Consider the following 19501-nt stretch of genomic DNA (forward strand, 5'->3'; position numbering starts at 1 on the left):
GCCTGGAGGCGCGTGGCGGCCCCGTCACGCGCCTCCAGGCCGTCAACCGGTCACCGTCCGACACGCGGCCGCAGCCGCGTCTAGACTGACGGGACACACACGGGAGTCCGGGATCGCCGGGCTGAGAGGGAGCGAGTCGCGCTCCGACCGTCGAACCTGATCCGGATCATGCCGGCGCAGGGAGGAGTCCAGGACCATGTCCGTACGCACGTCACCAGCAGTACCGTCCACCGTCACGCGATCGCTCCGCTGGCGGGTCGTCGACATCGTCGTCGCCAGCGTCCTCGCCGTCGCGATCGGGGTCGTCTTCAAGGTCTGGGAGTTCGGGTACGAGCCGCTCAGCGCCGTGATGACGCTCGTGCTGCCCGGCACGCAGGCGCTCTTCGGTGGGGTGTGGCTGCTCGCCGGCCCCGTCGTGGCGATCATCGTGCGGAAGCCCGGAGCCGCGCTCTACGCCGAGATGGTCGCGGCCTCGGTCGAGGCACTCCTCGGCACCCAGTGGGGATGGCTCACGCTCGAGGCCGGGCTCGTCCAGGGCCTCGGCGCCGAGATCGTCCTCGCGCTCTTCCTGTACCGCGTGTACCGCCTGCCGGTCGTCGTGCTCGCCGGTGCCGCGGCCGGGCTGGCGATGGGCATCAACGACACCGTGCTCTGGTACCCGGGGCTCGACGCCGGCTTCAAGGCCGCCTACGTGGTGTCCGGGGTCGTCTCCGGCGCGCTGATCGCCGGCCTCGGCTCGTGGCTCGTCGTGCGGGCGCTCGCCGCAACCGGGGTGCTGTCCTCGTTCGCCGCCGGCCGTGAACACTCCAGGCGCGGGACCCGCGCCGTCGCGTGACCACCGGGGATGCCCGTGGTGCCGTGGGCACCGCGGGCCCTGCGCAGATCGTCTTCCGCGACTGGGGTTGGCGGTACGCCGAGCGTGAGGCGTGGGCGGTCCGCGGCGTCGACCTGACCGTCGAACCCGGCGAGCGCGTCGCGATCGTCGGCCCGTCCGGAGCGGGCAAGTCCACGCTCCTGCGGGCCGTCGCCGCCGTGCTGCCCGACGAACCCGACGACACCGACGACACCGCTGCCTCGGTGCAGGGCTCGGTCCTGGTCGACGGCGCCGACCCCCGCGCGGTCCGCGGGCGAGTCGGCCTCGTCATGCAGGACCCCGAGGCCCACACGGTGATGTCGCGCGTCGGTGACGACGTGGCGTTCGGGTGCGAGAACGCCGGCGTCCCGCGCGCCGAGATCTGGGAACGGGTGCAGGCGGCACTCGACGTCGTCGGGCTCGACCTGGCGCTCGACCGGTCGACCACGATGCTCTCCGGCGGGCAGCGGCAGCGGCTGGCCCTGGCCGGCGTGCTCGCGATGCGGCCGGGAGCGATCGTGCTCGACGAGCCCTGCGCGAACCTCGACCCGTCCGGGGTGTCGCAGGTGCACGATGCCGTCCGCGCGCTCCTCGACGAGACCGGGGCGACCCTGCTCGTCGTGGAGCACCGGATCGGCACGTGGCTCGACCTGGTCGACCGGCTGGTACTGGTCGAGCCGGCCGGGGGAGTCGTGGCCGACGGTGCTCCGGACGAGGTGCTCACCTCGCACGGTGCGAGGTTGACGGCCGCTGGCGTGTGGGTGCCCGGCTCCGAGCCCGCTCGGGGTTCCGCCCGGGCGCTCCGCTCGCCTGGTCGAGCGGGCGAAATGCCCGGGTCCTCCGTTCGGGAGACCGTGGCATTTCGCCCGCTCGACCGTGCGCTCCGCTCGCCTGGTCGAGCGGGCGAAATGCCCGGGTCATCCGTTCGGGTGACCGCGGTATTTCGCCCGCTCGGCCGTGCGCTCCGCTCGCCTGGTCGAGCGGGCGAAATACCCGGGTCCTCCGATCGGGAGACCGCGGCATTTCGCCCGCTCGACGAGGGGGCGGGCGAGGGGGTCGGCGAAGGGGCGGACGAGCGGGCGGGCGGGGCGGGGAGCGGGGGCGTGCTGCTCGAGGCGCGAGCGCTCGGGACCGCGCGGGGGAAGCGCCATCGGGTGGGCAGCGGGATCGACCTCGAGGTCCGGGCCGGCCGGGTGCTCGCCGTCACGGGTCCGAACGGCGTCGGCAAGTCCACGCTCGGCCTCACGCTCGCCGGACTCCTCCGCCCCGCCGACGGTACGCTCCAGGCCACGCCCGCGCTGGCCGACGGCATCGGGGACCTCCCGGCAGCGTGGACGAGCCGGCAGCTGGCCGCCCGCATCGGCACCGTGTTCCAGGACCCCGAGCACCAGTTCGTCGCCCGCACCGTCCGCGAGGAGCTCGCCGTCGGCCCGCACGCCCTCGGCCTGCCCGACGTCGACGAGCGGGTCGAGGACCTCCTCGTGACGTTCGGCCTCGCGCACCTCGCGGACGCCAACCCCTTCACCCTGTCCGGCGGGGAGCAGCGGCGACTCGCGATCGGGACCGTGATCGCCTCGCGGCCGCCGGTGGTCGTGCTCGACGAACCGACCTCCGGGCAGGACCGTGCGACCTGGCAGGCCGTGGTCGACCGGCTCGGGGCGCTCGCCGACGCCGGGACCGCGATCGTCGCGATCACGCACGACCAGGACCTCGTGCGGGCGCTCGACGCCGACGAGGTCGTCCTCGGCACCACGGGCGCGGCTCCCGTCACGCACACCCCGGCGGACGCGGGGGCAGCGACCGCACCCGTCCTGCCCGATGCGACCACGGAGGTGGAACGGTGACCGCCCCGGGGACGTCGGCGGACCCGCGGGGGCGATCCGCGCCTCCAGGCCGGGGGACCGGACCCGTCTCGGTACCGCACGGTGTGCGGGGGGTGCAACCGGTCGCCTCGCTGCTGGGCGTGATGGCGCTCGGAGTGTGTCTCGTCCTGAGCCTCGACGTGGTCTCGGCCGCCGTCGCGTTGGTGCTGGAGGTCCTGCTCCTCCCGTTCCTCCGCGTGCCGCCGCGCACCCTGCTGCTGCGGACGTCGCCCGTGCTCGTCGCGGTGCCGCTGACGGCGTTGAGCATCGCGTTGTACGGGCGGCCCTCCGGGCGGGAGTGGTTCGACTTCGGGTTCGCCCACGTGACCGACGGGTCGTTGACGCTCGCCCTCGCGACCGCGCTGCGCGTGCTCGCGGTGGGGATCCCCGCGGTCGCGTTGTTCATCCGCGTGGACCCGACCGACCTGGCCGACGGACTCGCGCAGCTGCTGCGGCTGCCGGCACGGTTCGTGCTCGGGGCGCTCGCCGCACTCCGGATGATGACCCTGCTCGGCGACGACTGGCGGCAGCTCGGGATGGCCAGACGCGCACGTGGCGTCGCGGACACCGGACGGCTGCGACGGGGCGCATCGATGGCGTTCGCGTTGCTCGTGCTGGCGCTGCGGCGGGCGACGACCTTGGCGGTGGCGATGGAGTCGCGGGGGTTCGGGGCTCCCGGACGGAGGACCTGGGCACGGACCGCGCGGTTCGCGGGGCCGGAGTGGGCGATGGTCGCGGTGCTCGTCGGCATCGGGGTCGTGTCGATCGTGGCCGCGGTGATCGCGGGGACGTGGCGTGCCTGAGCAGGCCGGGCACGACGTCGTGCGGTGTCTCGACGAAGTCGCGGCGCGCGAGGGCGCGGATCGGCTCGTGGTGCTCGTCGACGGACGGTCCGGCACGGGGAAGACGACCCTCGGGAACGCCGTCGCCGACCGGCTCGGAGCGCAGCTCGTGCACCTCGACGACCTCTACCCGGGGTGGGACGGCCTCCGCGCCGCCGCGGAGGCCGTGGTCACCGACGTCCTCGGCGGCCCGAGCGGGTACCGGCGGTGGGACTGGACGACCTCCGCACCGACCGACTGGGTCCCGCTCGACCCCGACGCCCCGATCGTGATCGAGGGGTGCGGCGCGCTGTCACGGGCCTCGGCGGCGCTGGCGTCCCTCCGGGTCTGGCTCGAGGCCGACGACGACACTCGGTGGCAGCGGGCGATCGGGCGGGACGGCGAGGTGTTCGCGCGCGAGTGGGAGCGCTGGGCCGCTCAGGAGGCGGCGTTCATCGCTGCCGAGCACCCGGCAGGCCTGGCCGACCTGGTCCTGCGGACGTAGACGCCGCAGCACCGCGGCGGCCCGCACCCCGCGGCGGCCGGCGGCCCGCGCCGCAGGCCGGCGGCGAGCATCGAGGATTCGCGCTCAGCGACACCTCACGGCCTCCGGAAGGCGAGAACTGTCGCCCAGCGCGAAACGTCAGCCCGCCGCGCCCGCGCCCGCCGCACCAGCGCCCGCGCCGGCACCCCTGCCCCGCGCCGCCCGCCGCGCATCCGCCACCGGATCGACCGCGAACACCGCTGCGACGATGCTCAGCACCGCGTACACCCCGAGGTACGCGCACAGGATCCACGGCGAGCCCCCGCCCACCTCCACGAACACGGCCGCGAGCAGCGGAGTGAGCCCGACGGAGAAGATCGACCCGATCTGGTACCCGAGCGACATCCCCGAGTAGCGCCGGCCGGTCGGGAACTGCTCCGCGAACCACGCCGCCTGCGGCCCGTAGATGCTGTCGTGGAACACCGACATCCCGACGAGCGCCACGAGCGGCAGCAGCACGAGGGGCCCGGCGTCGAGGAACGCGAAGAACGGCCAGATGAGCACGGCGATCCCGACCGCGGACCAGATCGTCAGCACGCGCCGCCCCACCCGGTCGGACAGCCAGCCCCAGAACGGCGTCGACACGAGCGACACGGCGGAGATCACGAGCACGGCCTGGAGCCCGGCCGAGGACCCCGACGGACCTCGCACGGTGCCGAGGTACGTCAGCGAGTACGTCGTCAGGATCGAGTACAGCGCCGGCTGCACGAGCCGCAGCCCGGCCGTCACGAGGATCGATCGCGGGTGCTGCCGGATCGCCTGCCACACCGGGTACCGCTCGACCCGACCGGAATCGCGCAGCTCCTGGAACACCGGCGCGTCCTGCACGCCGAGCCGGATCACGAGCCCGACGGCGACGATCACGGCGGAGAACAGGAACGGCAGCCGCCAGCCCCACGCCAGGAACGCCTCGTTGCCGAGCAGCGTCCGCACGAGCGTGAACACGCCGGTCGCGAGGAGCATCCCACCCGCCGACCCCATCTGCGTGAACGCCCCGAACAGGCCCCGGTGCCGTGCGGGCGCGTGCTCGACCGACAGCAGCGCCGACCCGCCCCACTCCGCGCCGGCGGCGACGCCCTGCAGCAGCCGCAGGAACACGAGCGCGACGACGGCGCCGACACCGATGGTCGCCGCGGACGGGACCACACCGATGAGTGTCGACGCGATGCCCATCAGCACGAGCGACGCGACCAGGAGCTTCTTCCGTCCGATCCGGTCACCGAGGTGGCCGGCGATGACCCCGCCGAGCGGCCGGGCGACGAAGCCGACACCGTAGGTCGCGAACGACGCGATGACGCCGACGGCCGGCGTCACGGACGGGAAGAAGGTGGGCGCGAAGACGAGGGCCGACGCGGTCGCGTAGAGGTAGAAGTCGTAGTACTCGACGGTCGTCCCGACGAAGGACGCCAGGGCGACACGACGACGGGTCGCGGTGGTGGACGGTGCGACGGGACGGCCTGGAGGCGCGGCAGCGGTGGTCGGGGTCGGCATGCCTCAGGAGCATGGTCGCCTCCAGGGCGTCGCGGAACACCGCGCGTAACGCGGGGTCACGTCACTGCCTCCGATGACGCGACGGCGGGGAACATGGAGCGCATGAGCGATCGACCGAACCGTCCGCTGCGCTTCGCGGCCTTCGTCATGAACACGACGTCGCACATCCAGCACGGCCTGTGGCGTCACCCCGACGCCCGGCAGTCCGACTTCGACGACGTGACGCTCTGGACCGACCTGGCGAAGACGCTGGAGCGGGGCAAGTTCGACGCGATGTTCTTCGCGGACGTCGTCGGCACGTACGGCCCGGCCCGCGGCGACTACGCGACGAACCTCCGCGAGGGGCTGCAGATCCCCTCGAACGACCCGTCCGTGCTGCTCTCCGCGCTCGCCGTGTCGACGGAGCACCTCGGCCTCGCCTTCACGTCGAGCGTGATCCAGTCGCACCCCTTCGACTTCGCCCGGAAGGTGTCCACGCTCGACCACATCACCCGGGGTCGGATCGGCTGGAACGTCGTCACGAGCGCCCTCGACAGCGCGGCCCGGAACTTCGGCCAGGACCGACTCGAGGAGCACGACGAACGCTACGTCTGGGCCGAGGAGTACCTGGAGGTCTGCGCGAAGCTGTGGGAGGGCTCGTGGGAGGACGGCGCCGTCCTCAAGGACCCGGTGCTCGGCTACGCGGACCCGTCGAAGGTGCACCGGATCGACCACCACGGGAAGCGGTACGACGTGCAGGGCCCGCACCTGTCCGCGCCCTCGCCGCAGCGGACGCCGGTGCTGTTCCAGGCGGGGTCCTCGCCGGCCGGCCGGGCCTTCGCCGCACGGAACGCCGAGGCCCAGTTCATCCTCACCTCGAACCGAGACGCCACCGAACAGCTCATCCGTGAGACCCGCGACCTCGCCGAGGCCGCCGGGCGCCGGCGGGACGACATCGCGTTCTTCCTCGGCCTGACGTTCGTCACCGGCTCCACCGAGGCGGAGGCGAAGGCGAAGGAAGCGGAGATCGACGAGTACCTCGCGGCCGACGGCTTCCTGGTGCACTCGAACCTCGGCTTCGACCCGGACACCGGCGAAGCGCTCGACCCCGCGACGCCGCTGTCCGAGGTCCGGACGCACGCCGGACAGTCGCACCTGCAGTGGTTGCGGGAGGCCGCCGGCGACCGCGAACCGACCATCGCCGACCTCGCCCGGCTGTCCGCGAAGCTGCGGGCCCGTGTCGTCGGGACACCCGAGCAGATCGCCGACGCGCTCGCCGACTGGCAGGACGCCGGGGTCGACGGCGTGAACGTCATCAACTGGACGCTCCCCGGCTCGTACGAGGAGTTCGTCGACCACATCGCGCCGACCCTGCAGGAACGCGGACTCATGCAGTCCGAGTACCGGCAGGGGACGCTCCGCGAGAAGCTCTTCGGCCACCCGCAGCTGCCCGACACACACCCCGCACGGCGCTGGCGCGGCGCGTTCACCGGCGGAGCCGCCGGGCCGTCGGCCGCCGGACCGTCCGCTGCCGGGCCGTCCGCTGTTCCGTCGGCCGACCCGTCGTCCGTCACGGACGCCGTGGAGGTGACCGCATGACGGACGGCGCCGCGACCACCGGGGGCGAGCCGCGCCTCCAGGCCGGCACACGCGACCGTCTGACGGACCTGCGCGCGCACTTCGCACCCGTGTTCGCGACCATCCGCGAGGGTGCCGTCGCCCGTGAGCTGGCATCCGGGACCCCCGGCGACCGGCCGTTGCCGCACGACGAGGTGCGTGCCCTCGCCGACGCAGGGTTCGGACGCCTGCGCATCCCCGAGGACCGCGGCGGGTCCGGCGTGACCCTGGTGGAACTCGCGCACCTCGTGGCGGACCTGGCGGCGGCGGACTCGAACATCGCGCACCTCTGGCGGGGACACTTCGGGTACACCGAACTCGTGCTGCTCCGACCGGACTCGGCGGGACGCGACGAGTGGATCGAGCGCATCGTCGGCGGCGCGATCGTCGGCAACGCCACGTCGGAGCAGACCGGCACCACCCTCGCCGACATCTCCACCACGGTGACGCCGGCTCCCGACGGCGGCGTCCGTCTCGACGGTCGCAAGTTCTACTCGACCGGCACGCTCTACGCGGACTGGATCTACCTGGCCGCTGACCGCTCGGGGGAGCGCGTCACGTTCGCCGTCGACGCTGCCGCACCGGGCGTGACGAGCATCGACGACTGGGACGGGTTCGGGCAGCGGCTCACGGCGTCCGGCACGACGGTGTTCGACGGCGTGGCGGTCGACGCGTCGGTCGTCTCCGCGTACCGGGACGCCCCGCTGTCGCACATCCAGGCCTTCTACCAGCTGTACCTGCTGGCGGTCCTCGCCGGGATCGGGCAGGCGGTCGTCGACGACGCCGTCGCCTTCGTGCGGCCGCGGACCCGGACGTACATCCACGCCAACACCGCTCGTCCGGGCGACGACCCCCAGGTGCTGGCCGTCCTCGGCCGGCTGTCCGCGGGGGCCTTCACCGCGCGGTCGCTCGTCGTGGCGGCGGCGGGGCTGCTCGACTCGGTGGTGGAGACGAACGAGCCGGGGGCGGGCGTGGACCGCGGTGCTGGTGATCGCGGGGTGGGTGTGGATCGCGGTGCTGGTGTGGACCGCGGTGCTGGCGTTGACCGTGCTTTGCTCGACGCCGCGGAGAACGCGGTCTACCAGGCGCAGGTCGAGATCGGGCCGCGGGTGTTGCGGTCGTGCTCGGAGTTGTTCGAGGTCGGCGGAGCGTCAGCCGCCGAACGGACGCGGGCGCTCGACCGGCACTGGCGGAACGCGCGGGTCGTGGCGTCGCACAACCCGGCCGTGTACAAGGAGCGGCTCGTGGGGGAGTACGTGCTGCACGGGCGGGGGCCGGTCCACGCGTGGGAGAAGTACCACGAGGTGGGGCCGACGCGGTTCTGAGGCGGGCCGGGGGCCTCGGGGGCGTCGGTTGCCTCGGGGGTTCGGGCTGGCTCGGGCCTGGTTCGCTCGGCGCCTACGCCCAGCCGAGTTCGTGCAGGCGCTCGTCGTCGATGCCGTAGTAGTGCCCGATCTCGTGCACGAGGGTCGTGTGCACCTCGTCCTTGAGTTCGTCGAGGGTGTCGCACTCCGCGAGGTGCTGCTTCCGGAACACGATGATCCGGTCCGGGAGCTCCCCGAACCCGTACTGCCCGCGCTCGGTCGCGGCGATGCCGTCGTACACGCCGAACAGTTCAGAGCCGTCCTCGGGTTCGTCCTCGACGACGAACGCCACGTTGTCGAGCCCGTCGACCATCTCGTCGGGGAGCAGGTCGAGCTCGTCGGTCACGAGTTGCTCGAACGCGTCGGCGGACATCTCCATCACGCAGGGATCGTCCCACACCGCGCTGACCACTCGCGGCTGACCACTCGCGGCTGACGACTTGCGGCTGACCACTCGCGGCTGACCACTCGCGGCGAAGCCGCACGGCGCCGGAGGCGCCCGGACAAACACTGAGGGAGAGCCCCGGTTGCGTCACACGCAACAGGACTCTCCCTCGACTGGGGTGAATAACGGGTCTCGAACCCGCGACCTCCTAGACCACAACCAGGCGCTCTACCAACTGAGCTATATCCACCATGTACGAACCGGGCGACCGGCGCGACCACTCAATAGTAGTACACGCCGAGCGCCGTTCCGACCACGCGTGTCGCTACTCGGCCGCGGGCTGCGCCAGTCGGGGCTCCCACTTCGCCACGACCTCGGCCTGGACGGCACGCACGTCGTCGGTGCTCGGACCGGGCTCGGCGACGAACCCGGCGCGGCGGTAGTACTCGAGCTCGCGGATCGACTCGAGGATGTCCGCGAGGGCCCGGTGCCCGCCGTGCTTCTCCGGTGCGTTGAAGTACACGCGCGGGAACCAGCGCCGGCAGAGTTCCTTGATGCTCGACACGTCGACGCTCCGGTAGTGGAGGTGCCCGTCGACGCGGGGCATGTACTTCGACAGGAACGCACGGTCGGTCCCGATGGTGTTGCCCGCGAGCGGCGCGGAACCCTCGGCGGGGACGTGCTGGAGGATGTACTCCAGCACCTGGAACTCGGCGTCGGCGAGGGAAACGCCGTCCGGGATCTCCTCGATGAGCCCCGAGGTCGTGTGCATGTTCGTCACGAACTCGTTCATGTTGTCGAGCGCCGATTGGTCGGGCTTGATGACGATGTCGAAGCCGGGGTGCACCGGGACGAGGTCGAAGTCGGTGATGACCACGGCCACCTCGACGAGTTCGTCGACCTCGATGTCGAGGCCCGTCATCTCGCAGTCGATCCAGACGAGGCGGTCGTTCGCAGTTGCCATGACGTCGATCCTATTCCGCGGCGCGGTCGCCTCCGGCGCGGGCGCTCGCGCGGCCGCGCGGGCGGGGTCGCGGCCGAGCGCGGTCGAGGCGCGGCCGAGCGGGCGAAATGCCAGGGTGGTGCGCTCGGCGTACCAAGGTATTTCGCCCGCTCACGCGCCGGGATGCTGCTCGGACGGTCGCCCGGGGTCGAGCGCGGGCGAGCGGGCGAAATGCCAGGGCGCCCCGCTCGGCGAACCCGGGTATTTCGCCCGCTCACGCGTCGGGATGCTGCCGGGGCGGACGCGCGGGGTCGGGCGCGCGGTGGGGCGCGGTCGAGCGGGCGAAATGCCAGGGCACCCAGCTCGGCGCTCCCGGGTATTTCGCCCGCTCACGCGTGCGGCGCGCGAGCGGGGCACCGGACACGCGAGCGCGAGCGGGCGAAATGCCCTGGTGGTCTCGCGACGCACCCGGGTATTTCGCCCGCTCGCGGGAACGGAACGGAACGGAACGGAACGGAACGGAAGGGAAGTGGAGCGGGGGAGGGCGGCGGGGCTAGGACATCTCGCCGGCGGAGATGGCCTCGGCCTCGACGCGCTCCGGCTCGGCCCCGTCGTCGACCCGGCGGAGCACCTTCGTGGTGCAGACCACCACCACGAACGCGACGGCGACGGACAGCCCGGCGAACACGTACGCGGCCGAGGGTGCGTAGGCGTCGGCGAGGAGGGTGGCGACCGGCGGAGCGATCGCGCCGCCGATGAAGCGGACGGCGGAGTACGCGCTCGAGGCGACGGAGCGGGGGAGGTCGGTGGCTTCCATGATGCACTCGGTGAGGACGGTGTTGAGGACACCGAGCACGAGGCCGCCGATGATGACGCAGACGATCAGACCGGCCTGACTGTCGACCACCAGGGCCGCGGCGAACAGGTCGAGCGCGAGGAGCGGCAGCGCGATCTTGAGCACGGACGTCCGGCGCATCCGGGCGGTGAGCATCGGGGCGACCCACACCGAGGTGATCGCGAGGCCGAGGCCCCAACCGAAGAAGGTGAACCCGATGCCGAGCGCGCCGAAGCCGAGCGGGAACGGCGTGTACGCGAGCAGGACGAAGAAGCCGATGTTGTAGAAGAGCGCGGTGGCGGCGAGGGCGGCGAGGGCGGGACGTCCGAGGGCACGGAACGGCGCCGAGAGCTTCGTCGGGGTCGGCTTCTCGAGGTTCCTGGTTTTGAGGAGCGAGACGATCGCGATGAACGCGACCGCCATGAGGGTGGTGACGCCGAAGAACGGGCCGCGCCAGCTCACGGAGCCGAGCAGGCCACCGACGAGCGGACCGACGGCGATGCCGAGGCCGAGTGCCGCCTCGTACAGGATGATCGCGGACGCGGTGCCACCGGACGCTGCCCCGACGATCGTCGCGAGTGCGGTCGAGATGAAGAGCGCGTTGCCGAGGCCCCAGCCGGCGCGGAAGTCGATGATGCTCCACACGCTGTTCGAGGTCGCCGCGAGCACGGAGAAGAGCACGATGAGCGCGAGGCCGATGAGCAGCGTGTTCTTCGCACCCATGCGGCTGGAGACCCAGCTGGTGAAGAACATCGCGACACCGGTGACGGCGAGGTAGCTCGTGAAGAGCAGCTCGGTCTGCGCCGGGGTCGCCTTCAGGGATGCGGCGATCGCGGGGAGGATCGGGTCGACGAGGCCGATGCCCATGAAGGCGACGACGCAGGCGAACGCGATCGCCCAGACCGCGGACGACTGCTTGAGGATGCTGCCCGACTGGGCTGGTGCGTGGGCGTTCACGCGGTGATCTCCGTTCCGGTGGTGGTGCTGTGTGTGGTGGCGGCGGCAGCCGTCGGGCGAGTGCTCGTACGCGATGCGATGATGGCGGCCGCCTCGTGCAGGACGTCCCACGCGTCATCGTCGAGGTCGGCGAACAGCGGCCCGACCGTGCTGGTGAGGGTCGCGCGCCACTCGACGAGACGGGTGTGCCCGGCTTCGGTGATCTCGATGAGCTGCCCGCGGGAGTCGTCCGGGTCGACGGTCCGCGAGATGAGGCCGTCGGCGAGCATGCCCGCGACGAGCCGTGTCATCGTCGGCTGCGCCACGCGCGAGGCCGCGGCGAGTTCGCCGAGCCGGAGCGGCTGGTCGGTCTCGAGGATCCCGAGCGTGCGCCACACCGCCGATGACGTCGTGCTCCCCGCGGCCTGTGCGGCCGTGCGGATCAGACGGTTCACCGAGACGAGGAGCGTCTCGACGGTCTGGTCGCGGCTTGTTTCCATAGCTGGACTATATAGCCATGCTATGAATCAGTCAACAGCCGCGGCCTGGTAGAAGTGGTGCATGAGCGACATCACCATCCACGAAGGCGACGAGTACACCGCGATCCTCCACGGCGGTCCCTTCGACGGCACGACCGACACCCGCACCGCGACGAGCGACGCGCTGGACGACGAGGTCACGGTGTTCGCCGACGTCGAGGGCCTCCAGACCGCGTTCACCTACCGGAAGACGAAGTCCCACCAGGTGCTCGACCAGATCTCCGCCGACTTCGAGTACGTCCCGGGGGAGTCCGACCCCGTCGACGACCTGCAGGACCGCGGCGACCGCAGCGGCGAGTTCGACCGGGAGTAGATCCCACCCTCGCCGCGTTGCACGATCACATGCAGCTCGACCTCTGGACCTCCGCGTTCTGCGCGCCGTGTGCCGCCGCCCGCCGGGTCTCGGCCGAGGCGTCGACGCTCGTCCCCGGGCTGCACGTGACCGAGCGCGACGTCGCGAACCACCCGGACCGGGCAGAGGACCTCGGCATCCGGTCGACCCCCACGATCATCGTGCGTCGGGACGACGGTGCCGAGGTCTTCCGTTCACCGGGGGTCCCCACCCGCGACCAGCTCCTGCTCGCGATCGCCAAGGCGATCTGACGCCCCAGAGCCAGATCCAGCGCCAGCGCCAGCGCCAGCGCCCGCGCCCGCGCCGCGCTGGTTCGTCGGCGCCAGCAGCACCGGTGTCTCCGTCGGCCGCACCAGCCGGACGACCTGACGCCCGACGCGCTTCACGGCCCGCACCGGCGCGCCGATCACCGTCGCGACGGCCCCGAGCGCACTGCGGTCGCCAGGACCGAGCGCGTTCTTCCGTTCCCACGCACGCCGGAGCTCCCCACCGCGGCTCCGGCGGGCAGCCGGACGGTCGACGAGCGTGCCCGCATCGCGCTCTGCCATGAGCGCATCGACGCGCCCCGCCCAGTCGTTCTCGGCGTCGGGGTGGAAGTGGTTGTCGTGCATCCACTCCGGCCGCACCGTCCCGAACCGTCCCTCCACCAGGTCGATCGCGTCACCCTCGAGCCCGCTGCCGACGAACACCTCGTTGATGAGCTGCCGCCCGGTGCCGAAGTCCGTGAGGGTGAGTGCCGGCACGCCGCGGGCCGCGGCCTCGAGGACCGCCGTCGAGCTGATCGTCACGAGGGCGACCGCGCGCTCGAGGTGATCGGCCATCGGTCCGCTCTCGACGACCAGGTTCGCGGGAGCGTCCGCCGGCACGAGTGCCGGGTACGGGTGCTGCTCCCGGTGCGTCTGGTGCTCGCCGGCCCCGGCACGCCCCTTGATCACGACACGCCACTCCGGATGCCGCAGCGCGGTCTCCACCAGCCAACCGACGACGCGTGCACGGTCCGCTCGCTCCGCGGGCACGCTCGGCTGCGCCGCGAAGACGACGGAGTCGCGCACGCGAGCCCGAGCGCCAGCACGAGCACGAGCGCCAGCGCCAGTGCCAGCACCCACTGCCGCGGGAGCCGGCCGGGCGAAGGGCAGCGTGGCGAGCGTGAAGTGCGGTTCGACACCGCCCTCCCGGGCGAGTTCCTCGTAGGCGCGCACCTCACGGTGGCTGTGCAGCACGAACAGGTCGGCGCGAGCGCGGAAGAAGACACCCTTCCACTTCGCGGGGAACGAGATGCCCGGCAGCCCCGTCACGAGCACCGGTCGCCGCGGGACCCGACGGTGCACCTCGTCGATGACGAGTTCCGCGACCGGTCCGATCAACGACACCAGGACCGCATCCGGCGGATCCTGCCGCAGCTGCTCGACGATCGTGTCGACGTCGAGCGGCTCCGGCGGAGCCGTGGCGAGGTGCGCCAACCGCTCGTCGAGTCCGCGGAACGCGGACCGGAGCTGTCCCCGGCTGGCCGACCGGGGCGTCGCGACGGTCCACAGTTCGAGGCGCCAGTGAGTGGGTGCGGTGGCGAGCAGGTGCGCGCCCCACTTCGCGAACGAGTCGGTGTCGACCAGGCCGACCACGCGTCGGACGCGTGGTGACGCACCGGACTGGAGGCGCGCCTCCCGTCCGCCTGTCGCCTCGCCCCCGTCACCGGAACCGTCCAGGGCGGGGCCCGTCACGTCTCCTGTGCTGCCGGTCACGCGCCGACGCGGCGCAGCTTCGCGAGCGGCGCTCGCTCGCCCGGGAAGATCCGCTTGACCCCGTCGCCGAGCGCGGTCTCGATGATGCGGACGTCGCGCGCGAGCGTCTGCAGCCCGTGCGGTTCGAGGGATGCCGCGTGGTCGGAGCCCCACATCGTGCGGTCGAGGGTGATGTGCCGCTCGACCGCCGTGGCCCCGAGCGCGACGGCGGCGATCGAGATCTGCAGCCCGGGCTCGTGACCCGAGTACCCGACCGGCACCCCGGCGTAGCGGTTCGCGAGGGTGTCGATCATGCGGAGGTTCGCCTCCTCCGCGGGGAGCGGGTACGTCGACGTGGCGTGCATGAGCACCAGGCGGCCGGTGCCGAGCACCTCGACGGCGCGGTCGATCTGCTCGAGCGTGGACATGCCGGTCGACAGGATCACGGGCTTGCCGGTCGCGGCCACCGCAGCGAGCAAGCCGAGGTCGGTCACCGACGCGGAGGCGATCTTGTACGCGACGACCGCCAGGTCCTCGAGGAAGTCGACCGACGGCTCATCCCACGGGGACGCGAACCAGTCCAGTCCGCGGAGGGTCGCGTGGTCGCCGATCTCGATGTACTGATCACGGTCGAACTCGACCCGGTAGCGGTACTCCAGGTAGGTCATCTCACCCCACGGGGTGCTCCGCTGCGTCGACTTCATGTGCTCCGGGGTCGAGATCGCCGGCGTGCGCTTCTGGAACTTCACGGCCTGCAGCCCGGCGTCCGCCGCGACGTCGATGAGTCGCTTCGCGATGTCGACGTCGCCGTTGTGGTTGAGGCCGATCTCGCCGATGAGGTACGCGGGGTGGCCGGCGCCGATGGTGGACGTGCCGATGCTGACGGTCATGGTGCTCCGTTCGGTGCGGGGACGAGCGGCACGGTTGCCGCCCGGGGGTCGTGCTGGTGCTGGTCTCGGTCGTGCCGGTCGTGCCGGTCGGGCCGGTCGAGCTGCGGCGCGAGCGCGGCGGCGAGCGCGAGGTCCGACGGGTCGTCGATGTCGATCGCGCCGCGGCCGTCGACGACCACGAGCTCCACCCGCCCGTGGAACCGGTGCCGGTACTGCCGGAACCCGGACGTCCGGAAGACCGTGAAGGCGCCGGTCTCGCGGAACTCCGGCTCGCGGTCCTGCCGCCGCGGGCGCACCGCTGCGTCGTGGTTCACGGCGCGGGCCGCACCGTCGTCGCCGATCCGCCAGAGGAACGCGTGCGAGGCGGCGGCCGCGAAGACCGAGTCCGCGCGCCCGTCCTGCACCCGCGTGACCGCGGCGTCGAGGTCCACCGGGTCGATGAACGGCGACGTGGCCTGCAGGAAGACGACGACCTCGGGCTCCTCGCCCGCGGCCGCCAGCTCGTCGAGGACGTGCAGCACCGCCGACTCCGACGACGCCTCGTCGCCCGCGAGTGCAGCGGGACGGCGGACCACCCGGGCGCCGGATGCACGGGCTTCGGCTGCGATCGCGTCGCCGTCGGTGGAGACGACGACGGCGTCGATCGTCACCGCGTCGCGTGCTGTCTCCACGGCTCGGCGGACGAGGGAACGGCCGGCGACGGCGTGGAGGTTCTTGCCGGGGATGCCCTTCGACCCCGCACGCGCCGGGATGACCGCGACGACGTGACCGGAGGAGCGCATGACCGGGACGCTACGAAGCGCCGGTGACCCGGAAGCGAACGCCAGGCAGACGCGTGCCGAACCGTTCCGGAACCCCCTCCGCGCGGCGTGAGCGTTATGGTCGACGGATGCTCGGAGCCGACGACCCGCTCGATCCGACCCCTCGCCGCGTGCTCGTCGCAGGCACGACCGGGGTCGGCAAGACCACGACGGCAGCCCGCATCGGAGCCGTGCTCGGGCTCCCGCACACCGAGATCGACGCGCTGTACCACGGCCCCGGATGGGAGCCGCGGGAGTCCTTCGTCTCGGACGTCGAGGCGTACACGAGCGCGCCCGCGTGGGTCACGGAGTGGCAGTACACCTCTGTGCGGGCGCTCCTCGCCGAGCGGGCGGACACCCTCGTCTGGATCGACCTGCCGAACGTCGTCGCGCTCTGGCGCCTCGTCCGCCGGACCCTCCGTCGACGGTTCCGGCGGATCGAGCTGTGGAACGGGAACGTCGAGCCGTCACTGTGGACGTTCTTCACCGACCCGGAGCACATCCTCCGCTGGGGGATCAGCACCCGGAACACCACCCGGCGCCGGATCCCGTCGCTCGTCCGGGAGGCTCCGCACCTCCGCATCGTGCACCTCCGCTCGCAGCGGGAGGTCGATCGGTTCGTGGAGCACCTCGGCCGGGGCCGCGGATAGAATCGGGGCCGTTCGCCTCCGTAGCTCAGTGGATAGAGCAGGTGGTTTCTACCCACCGTGTCGCGGGTTCGATTCCTGCCGGGGGCACACGTCGAAGGCCGCCGTCCTCGTGGACGGCGGCCTTCGTTCGTGCTGGAGACCGGCAGGCGGCCCGGCAGTCAGACGGTCAGACGATCTGGCAGTCAGACGGTCCGGCAGTCAGACGGTCGTGCCGTCACTCGTCGTCATTCGCGGCACGACGCCGGAGTTCGCTCGCACTGATCGGCTGCGTGTACGGCGCTTCCGAGGTCTCGTTCGCGTCGGCCGGCTCGGCGGGAGCGTCCGTGATCCGGGTCGGCACCGAGGTCGTGTTCGGCGTCCGGGGCGCGTCCGATCCGCCGCCGTCACCGTCCGAGGAGCGGTTGACGTGGGCGTCGGCCGAGGTCGGCGTCGCGACCGGAGACGGCGCGGCCGAGCCCGACCGAGGGCCCGAGGCGGAAGCGCTGCCGGCGGAGCGGGTGTCGTCCACCGCGTCGGCGTTGTCGGTGTCCTTCGCCGAGGTCGGCGAGCCGAGCGTCGGGCGCACCGGCGCACCGGCCGCGTCGCCGTAGGAGCGCGTTGCGCCGTCGCCGTACGCCCGAGTCGTGTTCGCGCTCGAGATCGGCGTGGTCGCGTTCGCGTTCTCGTCCGAGATGGGGGTGGTGGCGTTCTGGTCGGCCGAGGTCGAGCCGCCGCGGGTCACGGAGAAGCCAGACCGTGCCGCCTGCGCAGCAGCGGCTCCCGCGGGTGCGGATGCGGCGCCAGCCGCGGACGACGCGGCGGAACCTGCGCCGGACGGAGCCGAGGCGGACGGAGCCGAGGCGGACGGAGCCGAGGCGGACGAAGTCGAGCCCGCGCCGGACGAAGCCGACGTCGCGGAGGAGGGCGTGCCTCCAGGTCGCTGCGCTGCCGGACGGAGGGACGTCGTCGTCGGGGTGGGACGCTCGGCGACCGGAGCCGGGGTCGTCGCCGCTGAACTGTCTGCGGTGCGCGCACCACTGGCCTGGTCGGCGTTCCAGTCCTGCTGCCGGGTGATGAGCTCGGCGTCCGGGTCGGGGGAGTCGAACTTCCAGCGCTCGAGGTCGCTCTTGAACAGCTTGCGGGCCTTGCTCGGGCGGGCCTGCCACTCCAGCAGGCGCTCCCGGAACTCGGCGAGGGACTGTTCGGCCTGGAAGCTGAACGTCGACGAGTTCTTCTTGATGTCGGCGATCTCGTGCTGCGTCCAGTTCGCGGCGAGCGGCGCCCCCGTGACCGGGAGCAGGCGGAGCCGGATGTCGGAGTCCTCGGCGAGGTGGTCGGCGTAGGCACGCTCGTCGTGCCCGAGCGAACCCCAGGCAGCGGCCTTCCGTGCTGCCGACACGATGCCGGCGACGGCGGCGTTGCGGGCCTCGCGCTCCTGCATCGAGACGACGCGCTTGGTGGCTCCGCGGCCGATCAGGGCAGCGATGATCCCCGCCACGATGATCGCGACGAAGGGGATGATCGCGCCGGAGATCACTCGCCAGCCGTCGTCCGAGGCGATCCAGTCGGTCAGGTCGTTCCACCAGTCCATGCGCGCACCTTACTCACGAAACGGTCAGGCATCGGGGAGGCCGAACGGCGTTCCGTTCACCTGACCGGACATGATTCCAATGTGGAACATCATGCGGTCCTGCGGGGTCGACGATCCAGGGTCACCCCCAGCGGAGGCAGTCCACGGCGTCGTCCGCGGACCACACGTTCGGGAGGTCGACGAACCGGCGTTCGGTCGAGACGTACCGTCGGGCGCGGTACGCGGTGCCGCCCGCGACGTCGACACGGTCCACGTAGCCGACGATCTCGCCGTTCGCCCGCGTCACCCGGCTGAGGTCGTCGCGGACGTCGAGGATGCGGAGGTCACCGCGCGCGCGTGCGACGGGGACGGTGCGGATCCGCAGTGCGGGTTCGGTCGTCGTCTGCATCGTGGTGCCTCCTGGTGGTCGGTGTGGTGTCGACGGTACGGGCGACCACCGACACGTCGGGGCGGACGGTGGCGACTGTGGAGGGCCGTGCGCCGGAGCCCGGCTGTGGAGGAAGAAGCCCCCACGAGGCGCGTTCCGAGCCCGGGGAGGTAGGTTGCTGCCATGACGACGTTCGTGCTCGCAGGTGGGTGTTTCTGGTGTCTCGACGCCGTGTACCGAACGCTGCAGGGCGTTCAGGACGTGGTGTCCGGCTACGTCGGCGGCGGGGTGGAGAGCCCCTCGTACGAACTGGTCTGCACCGGCACGACCGGGCACGCCGAGGCCGTCGCGGTCACGTTCGACGAATCGGTGATCCCGGCCGACGTGATCCTCGACGTGTTCTTCACGCTGCACGACCCGCGCCAGCTGAACCGCCAGGGCGCCGATGTCGGCACCCCGTACCGCTCGGCGATGTTCCCCGCCGACGACGAGCAGCGGGCGCTGTTCGAGCACGCGATCGAGCGTGCTTCCGACATCTGGGACGGCGGCATCGTGACGACGATCGAGCCACTCAGTACGTTCTACCGTGCGGAGGAGTACCACCAGGACTTCTTCGCGAAGAACCCCGGACAGGGCTACTGCCTCGCGGTGGCGCTGCCCAAGGTGAACAAGGTCCGCAAGGCCTACAGTCAGTACATCCTGGCGTCCTGAGACTCGGGCGTCGGGGCCACAAGGAGGTGGTCGAAACGATGACGAACAACACCGGGACCTGGGTCGCGGTCGGACCGGCAGGAGCGGTGGGCAGCATCCACCGCGCCGACGGCGGCTTCCGCGTCGAGCTCTACGGCCGGAGCGGCTCCGGCGGGACGTACCCGTCGCTCGCGTCCGCGAAGGGCGCGGTCCACGCCGCGCTCGGTCCGTTGGCCGACCGGCCGGAGTTCCGCGCGCACTAGTCACGGCCTGGAGGCACGGGGGACTTCTCCTC

The 19501-nt window shown here is 72.2% G+C and carries 21 protein-coding genes, 2 tRNA genes and 1 riboswitch; of the genes, 12 read left to right on the plus strand and 11 right to left on the minus strand.

Annotated elements, in window-relative coordinates; genetic code table 11:
- Nucleotides 1-90 precede the first annotated feature (90 nt).
- Nucleotides 91-200, plus strand: a riboswitch (TPP riboswitch).
- The 4 genes from DEJ28_RS05195 to DEJ28_RS05210 all read left to right on the plus strand — a co-directional run bounded on the left by DEJ28_RS05195 (nucleotide 197) and on the right by DEJ28_RS05210 (nucleotide 4041).
- Nucleotides 197-835: an ECF transporter S component gene (locus DEJ28_RS05195; protein ID WP_111117057.1), complete on the plus strand. Its 639-nt coding sequence runs from the start codon at nucleotides 197-199 to the stop codon at nucleotides 833-835. (Overlaps the previous riboswitch by 4 nt.)
- A complete protein-coding gene (locus DEJ28_RS05200) occupies nucleotides 832-2697 on the plus strand; it encodes an ABC transporter ATP-binding protein (RefSeq protein ID WP_284180772.1) in 1866 nt (621 codons plus the stop codon). Before DEJ28_RS05195 ends, DEJ28_RS05200 begins: the two co-directional genes overlap by 4 nt.
- A 92-nt stretch (nucleotides 2698-2789) precedes the next feature.
- On the plus strand, nucleotides 2790-3518 hold the full coding sequence (locus DEJ28_RS05205) for an energy-coupling factor transporter transmembrane component T family protein (protein ID WP_258368032.1): 729 nt from the start codon (nucleotides 2790-2792) through the stop codon (nucleotides 3516-3518).
- The gene (locus DEJ28_RS05210; protein ID WP_111115368.1) at nucleotides 3511-4041 is read left to right on the plus strand and encodes a nucleoside/nucleotide kinase family protein; all 531 of its coding nucleotides are present in this window, start codon (nucleotides 3511-3513) and stop codon (nucleotides 4039-4041) included. The genes DEJ28_RS05205 and DEJ28_RS05210 overlap by 8 nt, the downstream gene beginning before the upstream one ends.
- Before the next feature lie 138 nt (nucleotides 4042-4179).
- On the opposite strand, the gene DEJ28_RS05215 is transcribed toward DEJ28_RS05210, so the two are convergent.
- Nucleotides 4180-5571: an MFS transporter gene (locus DEJ28_RS05215; protein ID WP_111115369.1), complete on the minus strand. Its 1392-nt coding sequence runs from the start codon at nucleotides 5569-5571 to the stop codon at nucleotides 4180-4182.
- A gap of 102 nt (nucleotides 5572-5673) precedes the next feature.
- Here DEJ28_RS05215 and DEJ28_RS05220 point away from each other — a divergent pair, with 102 nt between their 5' ends.
- Both DEJ28_RS05220 and DEJ28_RS05225 read left to right on the plus strand, forming a co-directional pair.
- Nucleotides 5674-7149 carry an LLM class flavin-dependent oxidoreductase gene (locus tag DEJ28_RS05220; protein ID WP_111115370.1) on the plus strand — a complete coding sequence of 492 codons (1476 nt, stop codon included), beginning with the start codon at nucleotides 5674-5676 and terminating at the stop codon, nucleotides 7147-7149.
- Nucleotides 7146-8492 carry an acyl-CoA dehydrogenase family protein gene (locus tag DEJ28_RS05225; protein ID WP_111115371.1) on the plus strand — a complete coding sequence of 449 codons (1347 nt, stop codon included), beginning with the start codon at nucleotides 7146-7148 and terminating at the stop codon, nucleotides 8490-8492. The genes DEJ28_RS05220 and DEJ28_RS05225 overlap by 4 nt, the downstream gene beginning before the upstream one ends.
- A gap of 73 nt (nucleotides 8493-8565) precedes the next feature.
- Here the strand turns inward: DEJ28_RS05225 and DEJ28_RS05230 are convergent, their stop codons facing one another.
- The 5 genes from DEJ28_RS05230 to DEJ28_RS05250 all read right to left on the minus strand — a co-directional run bounded on the left by DEJ28_RS05230 (nucleotide 8566) and on the right by DEJ28_RS05250 (nucleotide 12130).
- On the minus strand, nucleotides 8566-8910 hold the full coding sequence (locus DEJ28_RS05230; RefSeq protein ID WP_111115372.1) for a metallopeptidase family protein: 345 nt from the start codon (nucleotides 8908-8910) through the stop codon (nucleotides 8566-8568).
- 180 nt (nucleotides 8911-9090) lie between these two features.
- Nucleotides 9091-9166, minus strand: a tRNA-His gene (locus DEJ28_RS05235).
- Between the two features lie 75 nt (nucleotides 9167-9241).
- Nucleotides 9242-9880, minus strand: coding sequence for an oligoribonuclease (gene orn / locus DEJ28_RS05240; RefSeq protein ID WP_111115373.1), 639 nt, complete (start codon nucleotides 9878-9880; stop codon nucleotides 9242-9244).
- A 532-nt stretch (nucleotides 9881-10412) separates the two neighbouring features.
- Nucleotides 10413-11651 carry an MFS transporter gene (locus DEJ28_RS05245; RefSeq protein WP_111115374.1) on the minus strand — a complete coding sequence of 413 codons (1239 nt, stop codon included), beginning with the start codon at nucleotides 11649-11651 and terminating at the stop codon, nucleotides 10413-10415.
- Nucleotides 11648-12130, minus strand: coding sequence for a MarR family winged helix-turn-helix transcriptional regulator (locus DEJ28_RS05250; protein ID WP_111115375.1), 483 nt, complete (start codon nucleotides 12128-12130; stop codon nucleotides 11648-11650). The genes DEJ28_RS05245 and DEJ28_RS05250 overlap by 4 nt, the downstream gene beginning before the upstream one ends.
- Nucleotides 12131-12191: 61 nt before the next feature.
- Between DEJ28_RS05250 and DEJ28_RS05255 the strand changes: the two genes are divergently transcribed.
- Entirely contained in the window at nucleotides 12192-12482 is a 291-nt protein-coding gene (locus DEJ28_RS05255; protein ID WP_111115376.1) for a hypothetical protein, read from the plus strand.
- A 17-nt stretch (nucleotides 12483-12499) separates the two neighbouring features.
- Nucleotides 12500-12772, plus strand: a complete 273-nt coding sequence (locus tag DEJ28_RS05260; RefSeq protein ID WP_349774945.1) for a thioredoxin family protein — start codon at nucleotides 12500-12502, stop codon at nucleotides 12770-12772.
- Here DEJ28_RS05260 and DEJ28_RS05265 read toward each other — a convergent pair.
- The 3 genes from DEJ28_RS05265 to DEJ28_RS05275 form a co-directional block, all read right to left on the minus strand.
- Nucleotides 12716-14140: a DUF6716 putative glycosyltransferase gene (locus tag DEJ28_RS05265; RefSeq protein ID WP_146248837.1), complete on the minus strand. Its 1425-nt coding sequence runs from the start codon at nucleotides 14138-14140 to the stop codon at nucleotides 12716-12718. The genes DEJ28_RS05260 and DEJ28_RS05265 overlap by 57 nt on opposite strands.
- A 116-nt stretch (nucleotides 14141-14256) precedes the next feature.
- Nucleotides 14257-15129: an N-acetylneuraminate synthase family protein gene (locus DEJ28_RS05270; RefSeq protein WP_111115379.1), complete on the minus strand. Its 873-nt coding sequence runs from the start codon at nucleotides 15127-15129 to the stop codon at nucleotides 14257-14259.
- Nucleotides 15126-15911 (minus strand): acylneuraminate cytidylyltransferase family protein, encoded by a 786-nt coding sequence (locus tag DEJ28_RS05275; RefSeq protein ID WP_111115380.1) that lies wholly within the window; start codon nucleotides 15909-15911, stop codon nucleotides 15126-15128. Before DEJ28_RS05275 ends, DEJ28_RS05270 begins: the two co-directional genes overlap by 4 nt.
- A 107-nt stretch (nucleotides 15912-16018) precedes the next feature.
- Here DEJ28_RS05275 and DEJ28_RS05280 point away from each other — a divergent pair, with 107 nt between their 5' ends.
- Both DEJ28_RS05280 and DEJ28_RS05285 read left to right on the plus strand, forming a co-directional pair.
- Nucleotides 16019-16579 (plus strand): P-loop NTPase family protein, encoded by a 561-nt coding sequence (locus DEJ28_RS05280; protein ID WP_111115381.1) that lies wholly within the window; start codon nucleotides 16019-16021, stop codon nucleotides 16577-16579.
- 14 nt (nucleotides 16580-16593) lie between these two features.
- Nucleotides 16594-16666, plus strand: a tRNA-Arg gene (locus tag DEJ28_RS05285).
- Nucleotides 16667-16793: 127 nt separating this feature from the next.
- On the opposite strand, the gene DEJ28_RS05290 is transcribed toward DEJ28_RS05285, so the two are convergent.
- Both DEJ28_RS05290 and DEJ28_RS05295 read right to left on the minus strand, forming a co-directional pair.
- Nucleotides 16794-18149, minus strand: coding sequence for a hypothetical protein (locus DEJ28_RS05290; RefSeq protein WP_111115382.1), 1356 nt, complete (start codon nucleotides 18147-18149; stop codon nucleotides 16794-16796).
- A gap of 121 nt (nucleotides 18150-18270) precedes the next feature.
- Nucleotides 18271-18537: a hypothetical protein gene (locus DEJ28_RS05295; RefSeq protein WP_181433687.1), complete on the minus strand. Its 267-nt coding sequence runs from the start codon at nucleotides 18535-18537 to the stop codon at nucleotides 18271-18273.
- Between the two features lie 162 nt (nucleotides 18538-18699).
- Between DEJ28_RS05295 and msrA the strand changes: the two genes are divergently transcribed.
- Together msrA and DEJ28_RS05305 are read left to right on the plus strand one after the other, a co-directional pair.
- The gene (msrA, locus tag DEJ28_RS05300; RefSeq protein WP_111115383.1) at nucleotides 18700-19227 is read left to right on the plus strand and encodes a peptide-methionine (S)-S-oxide reductase MsrA; all 528 of its coding nucleotides are present in this window, start codon (nucleotides 18700-18702) and stop codon (nucleotides 19225-19227) included.
- A gap of 38 nt (nucleotides 19228-19265) precedes the next feature.
- Nucleotides 19266-19469 (plus strand): methyltransferase, encoded by a 204-nt coding sequence (locus DEJ28_RS05305; RefSeq protein WP_111115464.1) that lies wholly within the window; start codon nucleotides 19266-19268, stop codon nucleotides 19467-19469.
- Nucleotides 19470-19501: the final 32 nt, after the last annotated feature.

The sequence above is a fragment of the Curtobacterium sp. MCPF17_002 genome, assembly GCF_003234115.2.
In the GTDB taxonomy this organism is placed as follows: domain Bacteria; phylum Actinomycetota; class Actinomycetes; order Actinomycetales; family Microbacteriaceae; genus Curtobacterium.

What these genes read in the sequence shown, in the direction of transcription:
- DEJ28_RS05195 (WP_111117057.1), top strand. Translation starts at nt 197, where the DNA reads ATGTCCGTACGCACGTCACCAGCAGTACCGTCCACCGTCACGCGATCG.
- DEJ28_RS05215 (WP_111115369.1), bottom strand. Translation starts at nt 5,571, where the DNA reads ATGCCGACCCCGACCACCGCTGCCGCGCCTCCAGGCCGTCCCGTCGCA.
- DEJ28_RS05220 (WP_111115370.1), top strand. Translation starts at nt 5,674, where the DNA reads ATGAGCGATCGACCGAACCGTCCGCTGCGCTTCGCGGCCTTCGTCATG.
- DEJ28_RS05225 (WP_111115371.1), top strand. Translation starts at nt 7,146, where the DNA reads ATGACGGACGGCGCCGCGACCACCGGGGGCGAGCCGCGCCTCCAGGCC.
- DEJ28_RS05230 (WP_111115372.1), bottom strand. Translation starts at nt 8,910, where the DNA reads ATGGAGATGTCCGCCGACGCGTTCGAGCAACTCGTGACCGACGAGCTC.
- orn (WP_111115373.1), bottom strand. Translation starts at nt 9,880, where the DNA reads ATGGCAACTGCGAACGACCGCCTCGTCTGGATCGACTGCGAGATGACG.
- DEJ28_RS05250 (WP_111115375.1), bottom strand. Translation starts at nt 12,130, where the DNA reads ATGGAAACAAGCCGCGACCAGACCGTCGAGACGCTCCTCGTCTCGGTG.
- DEJ28_RS05255 (WP_111115376.1), top strand. Translation starts at nt 12,192, where the DNA reads ATGAGCGACATCACCATCCACGAAGGCGACGAGTACACCGCGATCCTC.
- DEJ28_RS05270 (WP_111115379.1), bottom strand. Translation starts at nt 15,129, where the DNA reads ATGACCGTCAGCATCGGCACGTCCACCATCGGCGCCGGCCACCCCGCG.
- DEJ28_RS05275 (WP_111115380.1), bottom strand. Translation starts at nt 15,911, where the DNA reads ATGCGCTCCTCCGGTCACGTCGTCGCGGTCATCCCGGCGCGTGCGGGG.
- DEJ28_RS05280 (WP_111115381.1), top strand. Translation starts at nt 16,019, where the DNA reads ATGCTCGGAGCCGACGACCCGCTCGATCCGACCCCTCGCCGCGTGCTC.
- DEJ28_RS05290 (WP_111115382.1), bottom strand. Translation starts at nt 18,149, where the DNA reads ATGGACTGGTGGAACGACCTGACCGACTGGATCGCCTCGGACGACGGC.
- DEJ28_RS05295 (WP_181433687.1), bottom strand. Translation starts at nt 18,537, where the DNA reads ATGCAGACGACGACCGAACCCGCACTGCGGATCCGCACCGTCCCCGTC.
- msrA (WP_111115383.1), top strand. Translation starts at nt 18,700, where the DNA reads ATGACGACGTTCGTGCTCGCAGGTGGGTGTTTCTGGTGTCTCGACGCC.
- DEJ28_RS05305 (WP_111115464.1), top strand. Translation starts at nt 19,266, where the DNA reads ATGACGAACAACACCGGGACCTGGGTCGCGGTCGGACCGGCAGGAGCG.